Annotated in this window: 13 protein-coding genes; 5 read left to right on the top strand and 8 right to left on the bottom strand. The window is 69.1% G+C overall.

What is annotated here, in order from left to right:
• Positions 1 to 4: 4 nt before the first annotated feature.
• Positions 5 to 661 carry a GntR family transcriptional regulator gene (locus ACFXP5_RS11010; RefSeq protein WP_394544641.1) on the top strand — a complete coding sequence of 219 codons (657 nt, stop codon included), beginning with the start codon at positions 5 to 7 and terminating at the stop codon, positions 659 to 661.
• 534 nt (positions 662 to 1,195) lie between these two features.
• On the opposite strand, the gene ACFXP5_RS11005 is transcribed toward ACFXP5_RS11010, so the two are convergent.
• The 5 genes from ACFXP5_RS11005 to ACFXP5_RS10985 are packed head-to-tail and all read right to left on the bottom strand — an operon-like array spanning position 1,196 to position 5,829.
• Positions 1,196 to 2,458, bottom strand: coding sequence for an ABC transporter substrate-binding protein (locus tag ACFXP5_RS11005; RefSeq protein ID WP_394528570.1), 1,263 nt, complete (start codon positions 2,456 to 2,458; stop codon positions 1,196 to 1,198).
• The gene (locus tag ACFXP5_RS11000) at positions 2,455 to 3,468 is read right to left on the bottom strand and encodes a branched-chain amino acid ABC transporter permease (RefSeq protein WP_394544640.1); all 1,014 of its coding nucleotides are present in this window, start codon (positions 3,466 to 3,468) and stop codon (positions 2,455 to 2,457) included. The genes ACFXP5_RS11005 and ACFXP5_RS11000 overlap by 4 nt, the downstream gene beginning before the upstream one ends.
• Entirely contained in the window at positions 3,468 to 4,349 is an 882-nt protein-coding gene (locus ACFXP5_RS10995) for a branched-chain amino acid ABC transporter permease (protein ID WP_394528572.1), read from the bottom strand. The genes ACFXP5_RS11000 and ACFXP5_RS10995 overlap by 1 nt, the downstream gene beginning before the upstream one ends.
• A gap of 3 nt (positions 4,350 to 4,352) precedes the next feature.
• On the bottom strand, positions 4,353 to 5,063 hold the full coding sequence (locus ACFXP5_RS10990; protein ID WP_394528573.1) for an ABC transporter ATP-binding protein: 711 nt from the start codon (positions 5,061 to 5,063) through the stop codon (positions 4,353 to 4,355).
• Positions 5,050 to 5,829, bottom strand: coding sequence for an ABC transporter ATP-binding protein (locus tag ACFXP5_RS10985; protein ID WP_394528574.1), 780 nt, complete (start codon positions 5,827 to 5,829; stop codon positions 5,050 to 5,052). The genes ACFXP5_RS10990 and ACFXP5_RS10985 overlap by 14 nt, the downstream gene beginning before the upstream one ends.
• A 272-nt stretch (positions 5,830 to 6,101) precedes the next feature.
• Here ACFXP5_RS10985 and ACFXP5_RS10980 point away from each other — a divergent pair, with 272 nt between their 5' ends.
• The 3 genes from ACFXP5_RS10980 to ACFXP5_RS10970 are packed head-to-tail and all read left to right on the top strand — an operon-like array spanning position 6,102 to position 9,204.
• Entirely contained in the window at positions 6,102 to 7,466 is a 1,365-nt protein-coding gene (locus ACFXP5_RS10980) for an aminomethyl transferase family protein (protein ID WP_394544639.1), read from the top strand.
• A 50-nt stretch (positions 7,467 to 7,516) separates the two neighbouring features.
• Positions 7,517 to 8,416 carry an IclR family transcriptional regulator gene (locus tag ACFXP5_RS10975; RefSeq protein WP_394528576.1) on the top strand — a complete coding sequence of 300 codons (900 nt, stop codon included), beginning with the start codon at positions 7,517 to 7,519 and terminating at the stop codon, positions 8,414 to 8,416.
• A complete protein-coding gene (locus ACFXP5_RS10970; RefSeq protein ID WP_394544638.1) occupies positions 8,413 to 9,204 on the top strand; it encodes an NAD(P)-binding domain-containing protein in 792 nt (263 codons plus the stop codon). Before ACFXP5_RS10975 ends, ACFXP5_RS10970 begins: the two co-directional genes overlap by 4 nt.
• Here ACFXP5_RS10970 and ACFXP5_RS10965 read toward each other — a convergent pair.
• Positions 9,189 to 10,547 (bottom strand): aminomethyl transferase family protein, encoded by a 1,359-nt coding sequence (locus ACFXP5_RS10965; protein ID WP_394544637.1) that lies wholly within the window; start codon positions 10,545 to 10,547, stop codon positions 9,189 to 9,191. The genes ACFXP5_RS10970 and ACFXP5_RS10965 overlap by 16 nt on opposite strands.
• 119 nt (positions 10,548 to 10,666) lie before the next feature.
• Here ACFXP5_RS10965 and ACFXP5_RS10960 point away from each other — a divergent pair, with 119 nt between their 5' ends.
• A complete protein-coding gene (locus ACFXP5_RS10960; RefSeq protein ID WP_394544636.1) occupies positions 10,667 to 11,596 on the top strand; it encodes a LysR family transcriptional regulator in 930 nt (309 codons plus the stop codon).
• Between the two features lie 193 nt (positions 11,597 to 11,789).
• Here ACFXP5_RS10960 and ACFXP5_RS10955 read toward each other — a convergent pair whose 3' ends face one another.
• Together ACFXP5_RS10955 and ligM are read right to left on the bottom strand one after the other, a co-directional pair.
• Entirely contained in the window at positions 11,790 to 13,196 is a 1,407-nt protein-coding gene (locus ACFXP5_RS10955; RefSeq protein WP_394544635.1) for an HNH endonuclease, read from the bottom strand.
• Between the two features lie 299 nt (positions 13,197 to 13,495).
• A complete protein-coding gene (gene ligM / locus ACFXP5_RS10950) occupies positions 13,496 to 14,902 on the bottom strand; it encodes a vanillate/3-O-methylgallate O-demethylase (protein ID WP_394544634.1) in 1,407 nt (468 codons plus the stop codon).
• Between the last annotated feature and the right edge of the window lie 88 nt (positions 14,903 to 14,990).

Genomic DNA, 14,990 nt, shown 5'->3' with positions numbered 1-14,990 from the left:
AAACATGAGCCTTCTGCCCGCCGCCGACCTCGCCGCCCCCGGCCGGCCCGCCGTCGACCAGCAGATCCGCGAGGCGATCCTCGGCGGGGAGTTCGCCCCCCACCAGCGCCTCATCGAAGCGGATCTGAGCGCGCGCTTCGACGCGACCCGCGCGGCCGTGCGCGCGGCGCTGCTGACGCTCGCGAGCGAGGGTCTCGTCGAACGGCTTCCCAACCGCGGCGCACGCGTGCGCTCGATCAGCGTGGACGAGGCGGTCGAGATCGTCGAGGTGCGGATGGGTCTCGAGTCGCTGTGCGCGCGGAAGGCGGCCGAGAACGCCGACGAGGACGACATGGTGTGGCTCGGTGAGTTGCGCACGCAGATCGCCGAGGCCGTAGCATCCGGCAATCTCGTGGAGTACTCCCGGCTGAACCAGGACATGGACCGCCGCCTGCGGGAGCTCAGCGGGCACGCGACGGCCACCCAGCTACTCGAGCGGCTCCGCGCCCAGTCCGCGCGGCACCAGTTCCGCCTGGCCTTCGCTCCCGGCCGCGCCGCCCAGTCGGCGCCCGAGCACATCGCGATCATCGATGCCGTGATGGCGCGGGATCCGGATGCGGCAGAGGCCGCCACCCGCACGCATCTCGCCGGGATCGTCGACGTGCTCCGCACCCTCGACTGACCCCGCCCGGTTTTCCGGGCCCCACGGCCCGCACAACTTCGGAGCAATTCGCCCGCGCGGCGCCGCAGGGGCTCGAACCACGGCGCGTCGGCGAGAACCTCCGAAGTTGTGCCCGGAAGGAGAGCGGATGCGACGGCGGGTGCGGCGATCCCAGCCGCCCCGTGTCCCGCGCACAACTTCGGAGGAAACCGCCCGAGACCGGCCGCAGCGCCCCGAACCCGGGCGATTCTGCCGAAACCTCCGAAGTTGTGCCCGGAAGGAGAGCGGATGCGACGGGGGAGGCCACGGCGGAGGCCGCGCCACCACGGCCCGAACCACGGCCCGAACCACGGCCCGAACCCCCGGCCCGACCCCCCGGCCACCTCCCCGCGCACAACTTCGGAGAAAGCCGCCCGGCCGGCACCCTCGGCCCCCGAATCTGGTCGATTCGGCCGAAACCTCCGAAGTTGTGCACCGGCGAAGGACGACACCCGGGACGCACAACGGAACGGCGGCCCGACCCCGGAGGGCCGGACCGCCGTCGGGGAACCCGATCTAGCCGAAGTCTTCGACCGTCGCGTAGCCGGTGCCGTTGTACTTCTGCACCACGACCGAGGAGACGGCGGGCTGGCCGTCGACGGTGGTGTCCACCGCCGTGCCTTCCAGCATGAGCGGAGCCTGGAAGTCGGTGATCGACCGCAGCGCCTCCATGAAGTTCTCACGCGTCGGTTCGGTCATCTCCCCGAAGGCCTGCTCCAGCGTGGCGCCGACCATCCAGCTCCACTGGCAGTGCGGGAACGCGGGCATGTCGGGGTAGTCGCCGTACTCCTTGAGCGCGGCGAGGTAGTCCACGACATCCTCGTCCTCGGCGAACGCGGGGCTCTGCGGGGCCTTCGCGAACGACACCGAGTAGATGCCGGGGAAGGCGTCGGCGCCACCCGGCTGCAGGATCGCGGTCGGGCTCGAGGTGTTGGACGGCAGGAACCAGCTCGGCTTCCAGTCGAGCTGCTGCGCCTTCTGCAGCGCGGAGATCACGAGGGGCGTGATCGACATGGCGTTGACGAAGACGTCGGCGTCGGTCGCGGCGAGCTCGGTCAACTGCGCGTCGACGGCCGTGTCGGTGGCTTCGTACGTCAGTTCCTTGACGATCTCGATGTTGTCCGAGCCCTCGACCGCGGTCTTGAACCCCTCGAGGTACCCCTCGCCGTAGTCGTCGTTCTGGTACAGCACGGCCACCTTGTGGTCTTCACTGGATGCTGCGAGCAACTCGCCGAAGGCCTGACCCTCGTTCTGGTAGATCGGCACGAACCCGAGCTGCCACGGGCTCTCCTCGGTGTTGCTGAAGATCGGGTCACCCGTCATGACGAGCACCTGCGGCACCTCGTCGGCGACGGCCGCTTCGAGGTAGGCGCGGTTGGTCGGCGTTCCGAGACCGGCTGTCATCGCGAAGACGTTGTCCTTGAGCTGGTCGTAGTTGGCCTTGGCCTTCTGCGGGTCGTAGGCGTCGTCGAGGGCTTGGATCTCGACCGTGCGCGTCTTGCCGTCTCCGAACTCGACGCCTCCGTCGGCGTTCTTGGCGCCGAAGTAGGCGGTGATGCCGGCGACGGTGCACGTGCCGGGTCCGGCCGTCGGGCCGCTCAGCGGGGTCGTGATGCCGAGCGAGATGGTCGTGTCGGTGATGCCGGGGCTGGCCGTGACGGCTCCGTCCTCGCCACCCCCGCCTCCGCCGTCGCGAGCACAGCCCGCGAGCGTCAACGCGAGCGCCGATCCGAGGGCGACGATGCCCAGGACGCTCCTGCTCCTCTTGTTCCGGTTCATGCTGAACTTCTTTCTCTCTTGGTCTCGGGCGTGGACGTAGCGTGCGTGGTGCGACGGCGGAGGCGCCGCAGCCGGGCCGGGAGCGAGGCGAGACCGCCCGGCAGGACGAAGAGCACGAGCAGCAGGAGGGCACCCTGCAGCACGGCCGTGAGGTTCGGGTCGACGAGGTTCGTCAGCTGGGGCGCGAGCACGTAGTACGCGCCACCGAGCAGTGAGCCCACGATGCTCCCCGCCCCGCCGATCACCATGGCCGCCAGCAGCTGGATGGAGTGGCCGAAGCTCATGGTCTCGGGCGAGGTGTACTGCACGACCACCATGTACAGGAAGCCGCTGGCCCCGCCGATGAGGGAGGCCACGGTGAACGCGAGCACCTTGTAGCGATAGGGCGAGACGCCCATGGATGCTGCCACCGCCTCGTTCTCCTTCACGATCGCGAACGCGCGCCCGTACTTGCCGCGCACGAGGTTGCGGGTCAGCAGGAACACGATCCCGCCGATCAGGATCACGAGGTACAGCTGGAACTGGTCGTCGTAGAGCCCCGTCCAGGCGGGCGCGTCGGTGAAGCGCGCCGACGTGCCCTGCGAGCCCCCGGTGAACTCCGACAGCCGCTTGGCGAGGGGCACGCCCACGATGGGCAGCGCGATCGTCACCATCGCGATCGCGAGTCCGCCGAGGCGGGCCGCGGCGAGGGCGATCACGAGGCCGACGAGCCCGGGGAGAAGGATGCTGAGGGCGAAGACGAGCACGATGTTCCAGTCGTTGTCCACGCCGTAGGCGGTGATGTATGCCCCGAAGCCCAGGAAGAAGATCTGCCCGAGCGACACCTGGCCGGTGTAGCCCATCACGACGTTGAGACCGAGGACCGCGACGGCGAAGACACCGATCCGCGCGACGGTCTGGTTGGCGAATTCGGGAAGCGCGAGGGGAAGCAGGAGGATCGCGACCACCACCACGGCGGTGACCGCCACCCGCACCCACCGGCGGGAGAAGAACGACGCTGCAGCGGACATCAGACGCGCACCACCGATTTCCGACCGAACAGGCCCTGGGGTCGTACGAGCAGCACCACGAAGATCAGCACGAACGGCACCGCCACCTTGAGGTCGTAGCCGATGAACGGCACGTACACCGCGGCCAGGTTCTCGAGCACGCCGATGATCCAGGCGGCCAGCACCACGCCGATCGGGCTCGACAGCCCGCCGAGGATGACGGCGGCGAGCGCGTAGACGAGCGCGTTGTCCATCATTCCGGGGGTCAACGTGAGCTGCGGGGCGAGCAGCGCGCCGGCCACCGCGCCGAGCACGGCCGCGAGGCCCCACCCGACCATCAGCAGGCGTCCGACGGGAAGGCCGGAGAACGAGGCCGACTGCGGGTTGACCGCCACCGCGCGCAGGGCGAGTCCGAGCTTCGTGCCGAGGAACAGCGCCTGCAGCAGCGCCATGATCGCGAGGATCACCACCGTCGTGCCGATCGAGCGCAGGCTGACCGAGGCGCCGAGCACCGAGACGGTGTCGAGTGAGAACAGGGAGGGGAACTGCTGGTTGTTGTACGTCCACAGCCAGCCGCAGATGCCGGTGATGAGCGTCAACAGGCCGATGGTCACGACCACGGCCGTGTCGGGGTCGCCCTGCTCGAAGCGGCGCATCACGTACCGCTCGATCACGGCGCCCATCACGAACGACGCCGCGATGGCGAGCAGGATCGCGAAGATCAGCGGTACGCCGAAGCCGGTGAACCACCACGCGATGTAGGCCGAGAGCACGGCCATCCCGCCCTGGGCGAAGTTGATCAGGCCCGTCGTCTGGTTGACGAGCACGATCGCGAGCGCGAGCGCCGCGTACACCGATCCGATCGACAATCCATCGACGACGAGCTGGACGAAGGTTCCCATCGGTCAACCTCCCAAGTAGGCGCGTCGGATCTCGTCCATGCCCTTGAGCTCGGCCGAGGTGCCGGTCAGAACGCTGCGCCCCGTCTCGAGCACGGTCGCGGTGTCGACGAGACGGAAAGCGAGGTTGGCATTCTGCTCGACGACGAGCATCGCGATGCCGGATTCCACGCGGAGGCGGGCGATCGCGTCGTAGACGTTCCTGGCGGTGCTGGGCGCGAGCCCGAGCGAGGCCTCGTCGAGCAGCAGCAGCCGGGGCCGCGCCATGAACGCGCGGGCGACGGCCAGCATCTGCTGCTCGCCGCCGGAGAGGGCCGAGCCATGGGAGCGGTAACGCTCCTTCAGGTTCGGGAAGAGTTCGAGGAGGTAGTCGATGTCGGACTGCACGGCCTTGCGGTCCTTGCGCAGGTACGCGCCGACCTTCAGGTTCTCGCGCACCGTGAGTGAGCCGAGCGTGCCGCGCCCCTCGGGGACGTGCGCGATACCGATTCCCGCGACGCGGTCGGTGCGCATCCCTCGGATGTCGGCGCCGTCGAATCGGATGCTGCCGCCGGCCCGAACGACTCCGCTGATCGCGCGCAGGGTCGTGGTCTTTCCCGCGCCGTTCGCGCCGAGGATTCCGACCGCGCCCCCCTCGGGCACCGACAGCGAGACGCCGTCGAGCACCTGGACCGGTCCGTAGAACGCCGTGACGTTCTCGAGTTCAAGCAGCGCCATCGACCTCGTCCTTACCGATGTAGGCCTCGATGACGCGGGGATCCTTCTGCGCCTCCGCAGCCGTCCCCTCCATGAGTTTGCGGCCGTGATCGAGCACCACCACCCGGTCGGTGAGAGCGGCGATCAGGCCCATGTGGTGCTCGACCACGATCACCGTGATGTCGTCGTCGCGAACGGTGCGCACGGTCGCGATGAGCTGTTCGACCTCCGAGTGCGGGAGCCCCGCGGCCGGTTCGTCCAGAAGCAGCAGGCGAGGGCGGGACAGCAGCGCGCGGCAGAGTTCGATGCTCTTGTGCAGCCCATGCGACAGCTCGTCGGCGGGCAGATCCGCCGCCCACTCCAGCCCCACGCGTTCGAGCAGCACCATCGATTCCGCGCGCAGTTCGCGCTCGGAGCGAACGGTGCGCGGCGCGCGCGCAGACCACTCCAGCGGTCCGCCCGGCAACCGGGTGTGCGCCCCCAGCAGCACGTTCTCGAGCACCGTGGCGTGCAGTTGCAGGGCAGGATGCTGGAACGTGCGGGCGAGTCCTCGGTGCGCGAGGCGGGCGGGCGAGGAGCCGAGCATCTCGTCGTCGTCGATGAGGATCGAGCCGGAACTCGGGCGGTAGTGCCCGCTGATGCAGTTAAACAGCGAGGTCTTGCCCGCGCCGTTGGGGCCCACCAGGCCGAAGATCTGGCCCGGTTCGACCGTGAACCCGACGTCGTCGAGCACGGTGATGCCACCGAAGCGCAGGTTCACATCCTGCAGAGTCAGTCGAGCCGCCATTGCTCACCTTTTCGCGTCGTTGCTTCTTCGCCTACGACAGACCGGGCGTTGTGCGCCCTTCCTGGGACGGTACGGATTCGCTCACCGATTGTCAACGATTTTGGCGCGCACTTCGGGAATGTGATGGAAACGTCGCGGGCGCCTGGCTCCGAGCCTGCGTTCACGATGGCAGAGCGGCGAGGCGACAGCATCCGATTTCCGTTCATCGGAAGTCAGCGGCTCGGTCCGTCTCGACGCGCGCACGATCGGAGATGACGAAAGGAAAGTCGACGATGACATCCGAATCCCTCTCCGAGGCGATCACCCGTGCCGGCTCCCCCGTGGAGCTGATGCGCAATCAGAACTGGCCGGCGTTCACCTTCCCGGTGGCACCCGAGTTCACGAACTGGCGGGATGAGCAGCGGTCGTGGAGCACGACCGTGGCGCTCATGGACCAGTCCCACCACATGACGCAGCTGTTCCTCGACGGGAGCGACCTGCTCGACGTGCTCGCATCGCTGTCACCCAACACCTTCGCGACCTTCCGCCCCGGTGTCGCGAAGCAGCTGATCGCGGTCAACGAGGCCGGGTACCTGATCGGCGACGGCATCCTGTTCTACAACGCGGAGGGGCCGGAGGGCCTCGTGCTCGTGGGCCACCACATCCTGATCGACTGGATCCGCTACAACGTCGAAAAGGCGGAAGCGGCCGGCAAGGACGTGCACCACCGCCTCGAGCCCAACTCGCACATGCGCCAGGGCCCGCCCACGTTCTACCGGTACGAATTGCAGGGGCCGCGCGCGAACGAGGTCATGGAGAAGCTCTTCGGCGGCCCGGCGCCCGAGGTGAAGTTCTTCCACATCGGCGGATTCCAGATCGCCGGGCGCACCGTGAGCGGTCTCCGCCACGGCATGGCAGGACAGCCCGGGTTCGAGTTCTTCGGACCGTGGGCCGACAACGAGGCCGTGCTGGAGGCGATCCTCGACGCCGGCGCGGAGTTCGACATCCGCCGGGTCGGCGCCAAGGCCTACTCGGCCACCCCGCTCGAATCGGGCTGGGTACCCACACCGTTCCCGGCCGTGTTCGATGACGACCTCGCCGACTACCGCGACTGGCTCCCGGCCGCCCGCATCGGCTCGGTCGCCGGCTCGCTGTACTCCGACGACATCCGCGACTTCTACCTGACCCCGTACGACCTCGGCCTCGGCCGCTCGGTGCGCTTCGACCACGACTTCCACGGCCGGGCGGCGCTGGAGCGCCACGCGGAGGCGCCGCGGCGCCGCAAGGTGACCCTGCTGTGGAACGCCGAGGATGTCGCATCCGTCGTGCGCTCGCAGCTCGAGCCCGGTACGCCCGCCAAGTTCCTCGACTTCCCGAAGTCGCGCTACGGCCTCTACCAGATGGACGAGGTGCGACTCGATGATGCGCTGGTGGGCATCTCGACCGACGCGGGCTACATCGCCTACGACCAGCTGTACATGTCGCTCGCGACGGTCGACGTCGACCTCGCCGACGGCACCGAGGTCGAGGTGGTGTGGGGCGAGGATCCGATCTCGCGCAAGGATTCGGTCGACCAGGACCACCGACAGGTGCGCATCCGCGCGACCGTCGCCCCCGCGCCGTACCACGAGTGGGCGCGCACGGTCTATCGCAGCTGAGCCCATCGGCGCCGCCGCCGCCTGTGTAAGGTCGCGGTGAGGAGGACGCGATGGCGCGCAGATCTGCCGGTGAATCGGCATTGCACCGGCTCCTGCGGGTGCTCGATGCCTTCGACGCCCTCCGGCCGTTCCAGACGCTCGGCGAGCTCGCTCAGGCCGCCGGCCTCCCCCTCTCCACGACGCATCGCCTCGTCGGCGAGCTCGTGCAGGAGGGGATGCTCGAGCGCATGCCGGATCGCACGTACCGCCTCGGGGTGCGGCTGTGGGAGTACGCCTCCCGCACCCCGGGGGCGCTCGGCCTGCGCGAAGTCGCCCGACCGTGGTTGAGCGCCGCGCACGCTCGCATCCGCCAACACCTGCAACTGGGGGTGAGGTCGGGAACCGACGTGCTGTTCCTCGAGAGGATGTCGACGAAGGATGCTGTGGTCAACGCGACCCTGATCGGCGGTCGCATCCCGCTGCACGCCTCCTCGATCGGGCTGGTGCTCTTGGCACATGCCCCCGACAGTGTCGTGGAGGAGACCATCGCGCAGGGCCTGCGCGCGTACACCTCCCGAACCATCACGACGGCAGCGGGTCTGCGCTCGGCGCTGCGACGCATCCGCGCCGACGACCTCGCGATCGCGCCGGGACACATCCACCTCGAATCCCGCGGAATCGCCGTGCCCGTGCGGGGCCCCGACGGCCCGGTGTACGCGGCGATGGGCGCGGTGGTGCCGAACGACGATTCCTCTGCCGCGCCGATCGTGGAGGTGCTGCGCATCGCCGCTGCCGGGGTGAGCCGATCGCTGCGCGACGCGTACGCCTCGGAGAACGACGACAACGCGGCCGTGCACGGTCCGCGGCCCGATGCCGGGGTGTCGGCGCGATCGTGGGAGTACATCGCGACCCTCGACGCCCGGCGATCCCGCGCCGCCGCAGGCGCGGAACCCGAACGGAGCGTCCGATGACGCGCCTCGCGGTGATCGGGCTGGGCGAGGCGGGGCGCATCTACGCGCGCGGGTTTCGCGACGCCGGCGCCGAGGTGCGGGGTTACGACCTGCGCCCCCGGCCGCAGGCCGGCGTAGAAGAGTCCGCCAGCCCCCAGGACGCGGTCACGGGGGCCGAGGTCGTCGTCAGCCTCGTCGGCGCCGCATCGGCCGAGCAGGTGGCCGAAGACGTGCTGCCCTTCCTCGCAGCATCCGCCCTCTATGCCGACTTCAACACCGCGTCCCCCGAACTGAAGGCCCGTGTCGCCGAGCGCGCCGCCGGCTTCGGCATCGAGGTCGCCGACGTCGCGGTGCTCGCCCCGGTGCCGCGCGCGGGCATCGCGACCCCGTTGCTCGCGAGCGGACCGGGAGCCGCGCGCCTCGCCGCAGCGCTCGGGCCCCTCGGCGCGCCCGTCGAGGTGATCGACGGGGAGGCCGGCGCTGCAGCGCGACTCAAACTGCTGCGCAGCGTCTTCACGAAAGGGCTCGCGACCCTGGCGATCGAGACCCTCGGTGCGGGGCGCGCCGCCGGGGCCGAGGAGTGGGTACGCGCGCAGATGGCGTCCGAGCTGGGCCCCGAGGGACCCGCGTTGCTGGAACGCTTCGTGGCGGGCACGTACCTGCACGCCGAGCGGCGCGAGCACGAGGTGCGCGACGTGCTCGACGCGCTGGAATCGAGCGGGCAGCCCGCCCACATGACCCGCGGCACCCTCGCGTGGTTCGAGCGCATCCGCGCCGACGGCCTCGGCCCGGATCAGCTCTTGCGGTAGTTCTCGCGCGCGAAGCGGGAGAACGGCGCGGGCGCGACCGTCGCTCGGATCTCGACCTGGCGGTGCGGCTCCACCGCGGGCTTGAGCGTGTTCGGCTCCTCGCCCCACGTCACGACCACCCGCGTGCCCGGCTCGGCGTAAGCCTTCGCCACGCTCGCGAGCGACACGAACGCCTGCTCGTTCGTGATGTATCCGCAGTCGTGCGAGATGCCGACCTCGACACCGTCGACGCTCACGCGGTCCACCTGGTAGACGCCGTAGCGCGCCTTCGGGAACTCGAGGTACTTGGCGGGTACGCCCTCCTCGTAGAGGGTTCGCTGTGCTGCGGCGACGTCTTCGGGATCCCAGACCAGGGTCACCTTGACCCGCTGCTCTGCTGCCGCGTGTTCCTCCAGCGCCGCTCGGCCGATGAAGTCGTGGTCGAAGGCGACGCTGCGCCCGTACCCCAGGTCGTACGGGGTGAGGTAGTAGTGCTCGATGTCGTCGTGCACGACGCTCCCCGCGAGCGAGCCGAGGCGCGCTGCCGGAAGCCACTGGAGGTATTCGGCCGTCCGCTCGCCGGTGAACACCGCCGGCAGCGGTGACGGCACCCACGCCGATTCGAGGTTCGCCGAGGAGTAGGCCCGCGACCCCACCAGCACCAGATCGAACTCCTCGCCCGCCGAGACGATGGCCTCCCGCACCCGCTGCCCGTCGGCCCACGGGCCGAAGAGCTCGAACCCGGGTTGCCCGGCCATGCCGTGGCGCAGGGAGCGCACCTCGGTCCCGGCGATCGTGAAGGTCGCCATGCCGAAGAACTTCGTCGGCGGCACCGGGGCAGCGGTGAGCTTCTCCATCAGCGCCAGCGCGTGCGGACCCTGCAGCTCGTAGCGGTAGAAGGTCGGATCGAGTCCCGGCTCGCGCATGAGGGAGTTCGCGTCGCGCTCGAACGAGACGTCGTAGGCACCGGTCTCGCCGATGAACTGCACCCAGTCGAGCACCATGTGCCACCCGACGAGGTCGTACAGATCATCGGCGAGGTGGAAGAGGATCGCATCCCCGATCAGATACCCCTCGTGGTTGACGGCCACGAACTGCTTGGCGGCGTCGACGGGGAAGTTCGCGAAGCTGTTGACCCCGGTCTCGCTCAAGAGCCGGAGGGCATCGGGGCCCGAGATGAAGAGGTCGGTCATGTGGTGGGACTGATCCAGCAGCGCGACACTCTTTCGCCAGGCGAGCTGCTCGGACCGCCAGTTGCTGAACTCCGGAGTGACCGGGAAGATCGTCGGTGGCGACTGCGCGTTGCGCAGCAACTCCACGGGGTTACCGGCTCGGGCGATCGCCTCGGCAGCTGATTCGGTCATCGTGAACTCCCTTGTTCGACTGGTCTCGCGAGAGCAATGCTAGACAGCGCGACGCATGAATGACGGGGATGCGGATAATGGATGCTTATGAGCCACGCACGACTCCTTAGGCACGCGCGGTGGACCTGAACCTGGTGCGGGTGTTCCTCGCCATCGCCGAGACGCGAAGCCTCACCGCGGCCGCCGCCCGTCTGTACGTGACCCAGCCCGCCGTCAGTCAGTCGCTCGCACGACTCCGTCGCGAGCTCGATGACCCGCTCTTCCACCGCGTGGGTCGGGCAATGGTGCCCACTCCGTTGGCCGAGAGCGTCACGCCGGGCTTCCGCGACGCGATCGCGGCGATCGATCGCACGCTCGACAGCGTTCACGGCTTCGAGCCGGCAGCATCCGACCGCACCTTCCGCATCGCACTGTCCGAGCTCGGCGAGATCGGTTGGCTGCCCGCGATCGTGCGCGCTGTCCGGTCGAAGGCGCCGGGGATGCGGATCGAGGTGGTGCCGATGAATGCCCGGGCCCTGCCGGAATGGCTCGCGCGCGGCACGGTCGACCTCGCGGTCACACCCTCGAGCGTTCCGGGATCGTTCGAGAAGGTGGTGCTCAAGTCGCAGGGGTACGGCGTCGTGATGTCGTCGCAGCATCCGCTCGCCTCGGGGGTGTTGGACCTCGATACCTACGCAGCCGCGAACCACGTGGTCGTCGCGAGCGACTCGGGGGCGCCGGCGGTCGACCTCGCGCTGCGGCGTGCCGGCATCGCGATCGAGCCGCGCGTCGCTTCGAACCACCTGGCTGCGCTGCCGCCTCTCATCGCGGCGAGCAGCGATCTCGTCGCCACCATGCCCGACACGATCGCCGAGGGGTGGGCGAAGACGTGGCCGCTCGTCGTGCGCGAACTGCCGTTCGAGATGCCCACCGTCGACGTCTGCCTCTACCGCCGTTCGACGACCCAGCACACGGCCGCGCTCGACTGGCTCTTCGAGACGGTGGCGCGGGCCATCCGTGGATCGTCGGGGCGATTCCAAGTCATCCACGGCGACGCACCCGCTCCCTGATCCCGCGTGCGCGGTGCGCGGTGCGTCTGGGCGGGTCTAGGCGGGTCTGGGCAGGTGGGTCTGGGCAGGTGGGTCTGGGCAGGTGGGTCTGGGCAGGTGGGTCTGGGCAGGTGGGTCTGGGCAGGTGGGTCTGGGCAGGTGGGTCTGGGCAGGTGGGTCTGGGCGGGTACGCATCGACGCCGGGGCCACAGGGTCAGGCGGCGAGGTCGAAGCGGGCTTTTCCGCCGAGGCGCGGGGTGCGGTCCGGGTCGAGCCAGGGTGGTGGGATGAACCACACTTTCGCGTTCACTCCGGTGCCCTCGATGCGGATGTCCCACCCGTCGTCGTGAATCCGATGGTGACACGAGGTGCACAGCAGCATCGCGTTGGACAGGTCGGTGGAGCCGTGGTCTCGCACCCACCAGTCGATGTGATGCACCGACGTCATTCCCGGTGGTAGCCCGCACCCTCCGCATCCGCCGTCGCGTTCGGCGCTGGCGAGTTTCTGTGCCGGGGTGAACAACCGTTTCGCTCTCCCCCAATCGAGGATCTCGCTGTCCCCACCGAGGACGCAGGGGATGACTTGCGCGTCGGACGCCATCCGCCGCACCGTTGCGGCGGATACGGGCTGGTTGATCCCGTCGATCGTGGCCCACCCCGCCCGCTTCTCCAGGTCTTCCAGGCTCATCCGAACGACGATCGTCGTCGTCACGCCGGTGGGCACCTGATCACAGCTGACCCCGTGCCGGCACAGAGCCGAGAGCGCGTCAGCCTGTATCTGCTTCACCGACCGAACGTCTTCCACCACCTGAGTACCACCGGCGCCGTCCCCGCCACCCGCGTCCAGCCCGCCATCCGCGTCACCAGGGGCAAGACCCGGCGTGTTGCCGGCGTCGCGGCGGTGCAGCATGCCCGCGACCATCCCCTCGATCGCGGTCTTGATCGGCGCCGCGGTCTCGGGATCGAACCTCCCGGTGAGCACGATCATGCCGGAGCGTTCCTCCCGGATCGTGAGTGACCGGTCCCCGCGCAGCTCCGCCTCCCGCGGCTCCACCCCGTCAGGGTCGAGGTGCGCCTCCGCGCGTTGGATGAGCTTCTGCAGCTGCTCCAATGTCAGGCCGGGCGCTGCTTCCGCCAACTGCCGCTCCATGTTCGCCAGGGAGGCCGCGTCGGCGCGAAGGGCGACGCGGTCAAGCATCGTGATGATCGCCGTCGCCGCCGGCATCCCGATCCGCCCCGCCACCAGAGCCTCACGGACCTGCTGGTGTTTCGCGGGCCGCACCTCTCCCGTCAACGACACTCGCGGCGCGGTCGCATCCCCTACCGCGACGATCCGCACCGCTTCTCCCACACTGGTGCCGGTGGTCGCGGAGATCAACGTCGCCGGGGTGCGGTACCCCTGCTTCTTCGCGAAGGAGTCCTTCCCCAGCTCGGGCCGGGACTGCCGGTTGATCTCCGCCGCAACCGAAGTGTACGTCGCATCCAGCAACCGCCGTGCCCGCCCCAAACCCTCGTTCACGGCCATCAACTCACCCGGCGCCAACGCCTCCACAGAACGACCGCCCGCCACCCCGGCCACAGCGTTCAACGCCGCGACCACCGATGCGATCTGTTCGTCCATACCTACGAATCTACGCGGGGGGTCCGACATGGGAACCCTCCGGAGAGGGGTCGGGGAAAACTTTCACAAACCAATTTCGAGCGGAACAAATCGCCCTATGCCCGGGCCCGATACGCCGCGGGCGCAAGGACGCCGACGCATCCCTTCACAATCGGTCGGGCGGCCGAAACTCAGCGCGTCGCACCGATTCTCGGCCGCCCGGCCGATTCTCGCGGGGCGGGACCCACCGGGCAGGGCTCGCCCGCGGTCCCACCAGCCAATTCTCGCGAGGGCGGGCAAGGGCCCGCCCGACCCCCGAGCTACACCGCTGCGCCGGCGGTGCGCCAGCCGCCCTGGTACTCCTGGCGTGCGGTTTCGGCGTAGGGAACCGGGCTGACGATCGCGCGCACGGAGATCTGGTCGTGCGGCTCGACCGTGGTCTTCGCAGAGCCGCCGTCGGGCTCGCCCCAGACCACGCGCACCTCGGCGCCGATCGGAACGTCCTGGTCGACCGTGGCGAGCGACAGGCCACGCTTCTCGTTCGCAGTAATGCCGGTGAACAGCGAGAGCCCCACGGTGTTGCCGTCGGCGTCGAGCACGGCGTCGTAGTTGGATGAGCCGTAGTTCGCGTTCGGCAGGTCGAAGAACTGGTAGCCCACACCCTCCCGGTCGAGCACGCTGGTCAGGATCTTCGCGAGATCCTCGTCGTTCCACGCCAGCGTCACTTTCTTCCGCTGCGAGGTCGGGTCGAGCTTCTCGAGCGCCTCACGGCCGATGAAGTCGTGGTCGAACTTGACGAACGACCCGTAGCCCAGCTCCCACGGGGTGAGGTAGTAGTCCTCGATGTTGTCGGACACGAACGATCCGGCGAGCGCGTTGATCGCCTCGTAGCTGTTCGCGGGCAGCCACTCGCGGTAGGCCCGCTCGGCCTCGCCGGTGTAGATCGCCGGCAGGGGCGAGGGGATCCACCCCGACTCGAGCGTGTTCGAGGAGTAGGCGCGCGAACCGCACGGCTCGATACCGAACTCGCGCCCGGCTTCGAGCACGGCCTCGCGGATCTTCCCGTGCTGCTCGTAGGGTCCCCACAGCTCGAGCCCGGGAGCCCCGGCCATGCCGTGGCGCAGGGTGCGCACCTTCTCCCCCGCGATGGTCATCTCGCCCATGTGGAAGAACTTGACCTTCTCGAGCGTGCCGCCGTTGAGCTTCTCGATGATCGCCCAGGCGTTCGGGCCCTGGATCTGGAAGCGGTAGTACTCGCGGTGCACGGCCTGGCCGTAGGGGCGCGAGGGCGAGCGGTCGTCGTAGCGCACCTCGACGTCGTAGCCACCGGTCTCGGCGTGGAACTGCAACCAGTTCGCAGCCGGGGCACGGCCCACGTAGACGTACTCGCCCTCCGCCTCGTGGAAGAGGATGCCGTCGCCGATCACACCGCCATTGGATGCTGTCGGCACGAACTGCTTCGCGGTGTTGACCGGGAAGTTCGCGAACGAGTTGATGCCGGTGTCGCTCAACAGCTTCAGCGCATCGGGACCGGAGACGAAAAAGTTGACCATGTGGTGGGTCTGGTCGTAGAGCACGGCCGTCTCGCGCCACGCCTTCTGCTCGCGGCGCCAGTTCGTGAACTCCGCCGGTACGACCGGGTAGATGTACGTGCCGAGCTGGGAGTCGCGCAGCATCTCGACGATGCTCCCCTTCTCATCCAGCAGCTCCTGCAGGTTGCTCGCCATGGCTCTCCTCGACTTCCTCGTCTGTCAGCCGCCATCGAAGGGCGGCAGTATGCCTTCGTCCATAGTGGTTGGCCCCGCGCGAATTGTA

The organism is Microbacterium hanjuni (assembly GCF_043556395.1).
In the GTDB taxonomy this organism is placed as follows: Bacteria; Actinomycetota; Actinomycetes; order Actinomycetales; family Microbacteriaceae; genus Microbacterium.
The sequence above is the reverse complement of the archived record's forward strand: the minus strand, read 5'-3'. Positions and strand labels throughout refer to the sequence as shown.

Coding starts and splice junctions, on each gene's coding strand:
- ACFXP5_RS11010 (WP_394544641.1), top strand. CDS start 5: ATGAGCCTTCTGCCCGCCGCCGACCTCGCCGCCCCCGGCCGGCCCGCC.
- ACFXP5_RS11005 (WP_394528570.1), bottom strand. CDS start 2,458: ATGAACCGGAACAAGAGGAGCAGGAGCGTCCTGGGCATCGTCGCCCTC.
- ACFXP5_RS11000 (WP_394544640.1), bottom strand. CDS start 3,468: ATGTCCGCTGCAGCGTCGTTCTTCTCCCGCCGGTGGGTGCGGGTGGCG.
- ACFXP5_RS10995 (WP_394528572.1), bottom strand. CDS start 4,349: ATGGGAACCTTCGTCCAGCTCGTCGTCGATGGATTGTCGATCGGATCG.
- ACFXP5_RS10990 (WP_394528573.1), bottom strand. CDS start 5,063: ATGGCGCTGCTTGAACTCGAGAACGTCACGGCGTTCTACGGACCGGTC.
- ACFXP5_RS10985 (WP_394528574.1), bottom strand. CDS start 5,829: ATGGCGGCTCGACTGACTCTGCAGGATGTGAACCTGCGCTTCGGTGGC.
- ACFXP5_RS10980 (WP_394544639.1), top strand. CDS start 6,102: ATGACATCCGAATCCCTCTCCGAGGCGATCACCCGTGCCGGCTCCCCC.
- ACFXP5_RS10975 (WP_394528576.1), top strand. CDS start 7,517: ATGGCGCGCAGATCTGCCGGTGAATCGGCATTGCACCGGCTCCTGCGG.
- ACFXP5_RS10970 (WP_394544638.1), top strand. CDS start 8,413: ATGACGCGCCTCGCGGTGATCGGGCTGGGCGAGGCGGGGCGCATCTAC.
- ACFXP5_RS10965 (WP_394544637.1), bottom strand. CDS start 10,547: ATGACCGAATCAGCTGCCGAGGCGATCGCCCGAGCCGGTAACCCCGTG.
- ACFXP5_RS10955 (WP_394544635.1), bottom strand. CDS start 13,196: ATGGACGAACAGATCGCATCGGTGGTCGCGGCGTTGAACGCTGTGGCC.
- ligM (WP_394544634.1), bottom strand. CDS start 14,902: ATGGCGAGCAACCTGCAGGAGCTGCTGGATGAGAAGGGGAGCATCGTC.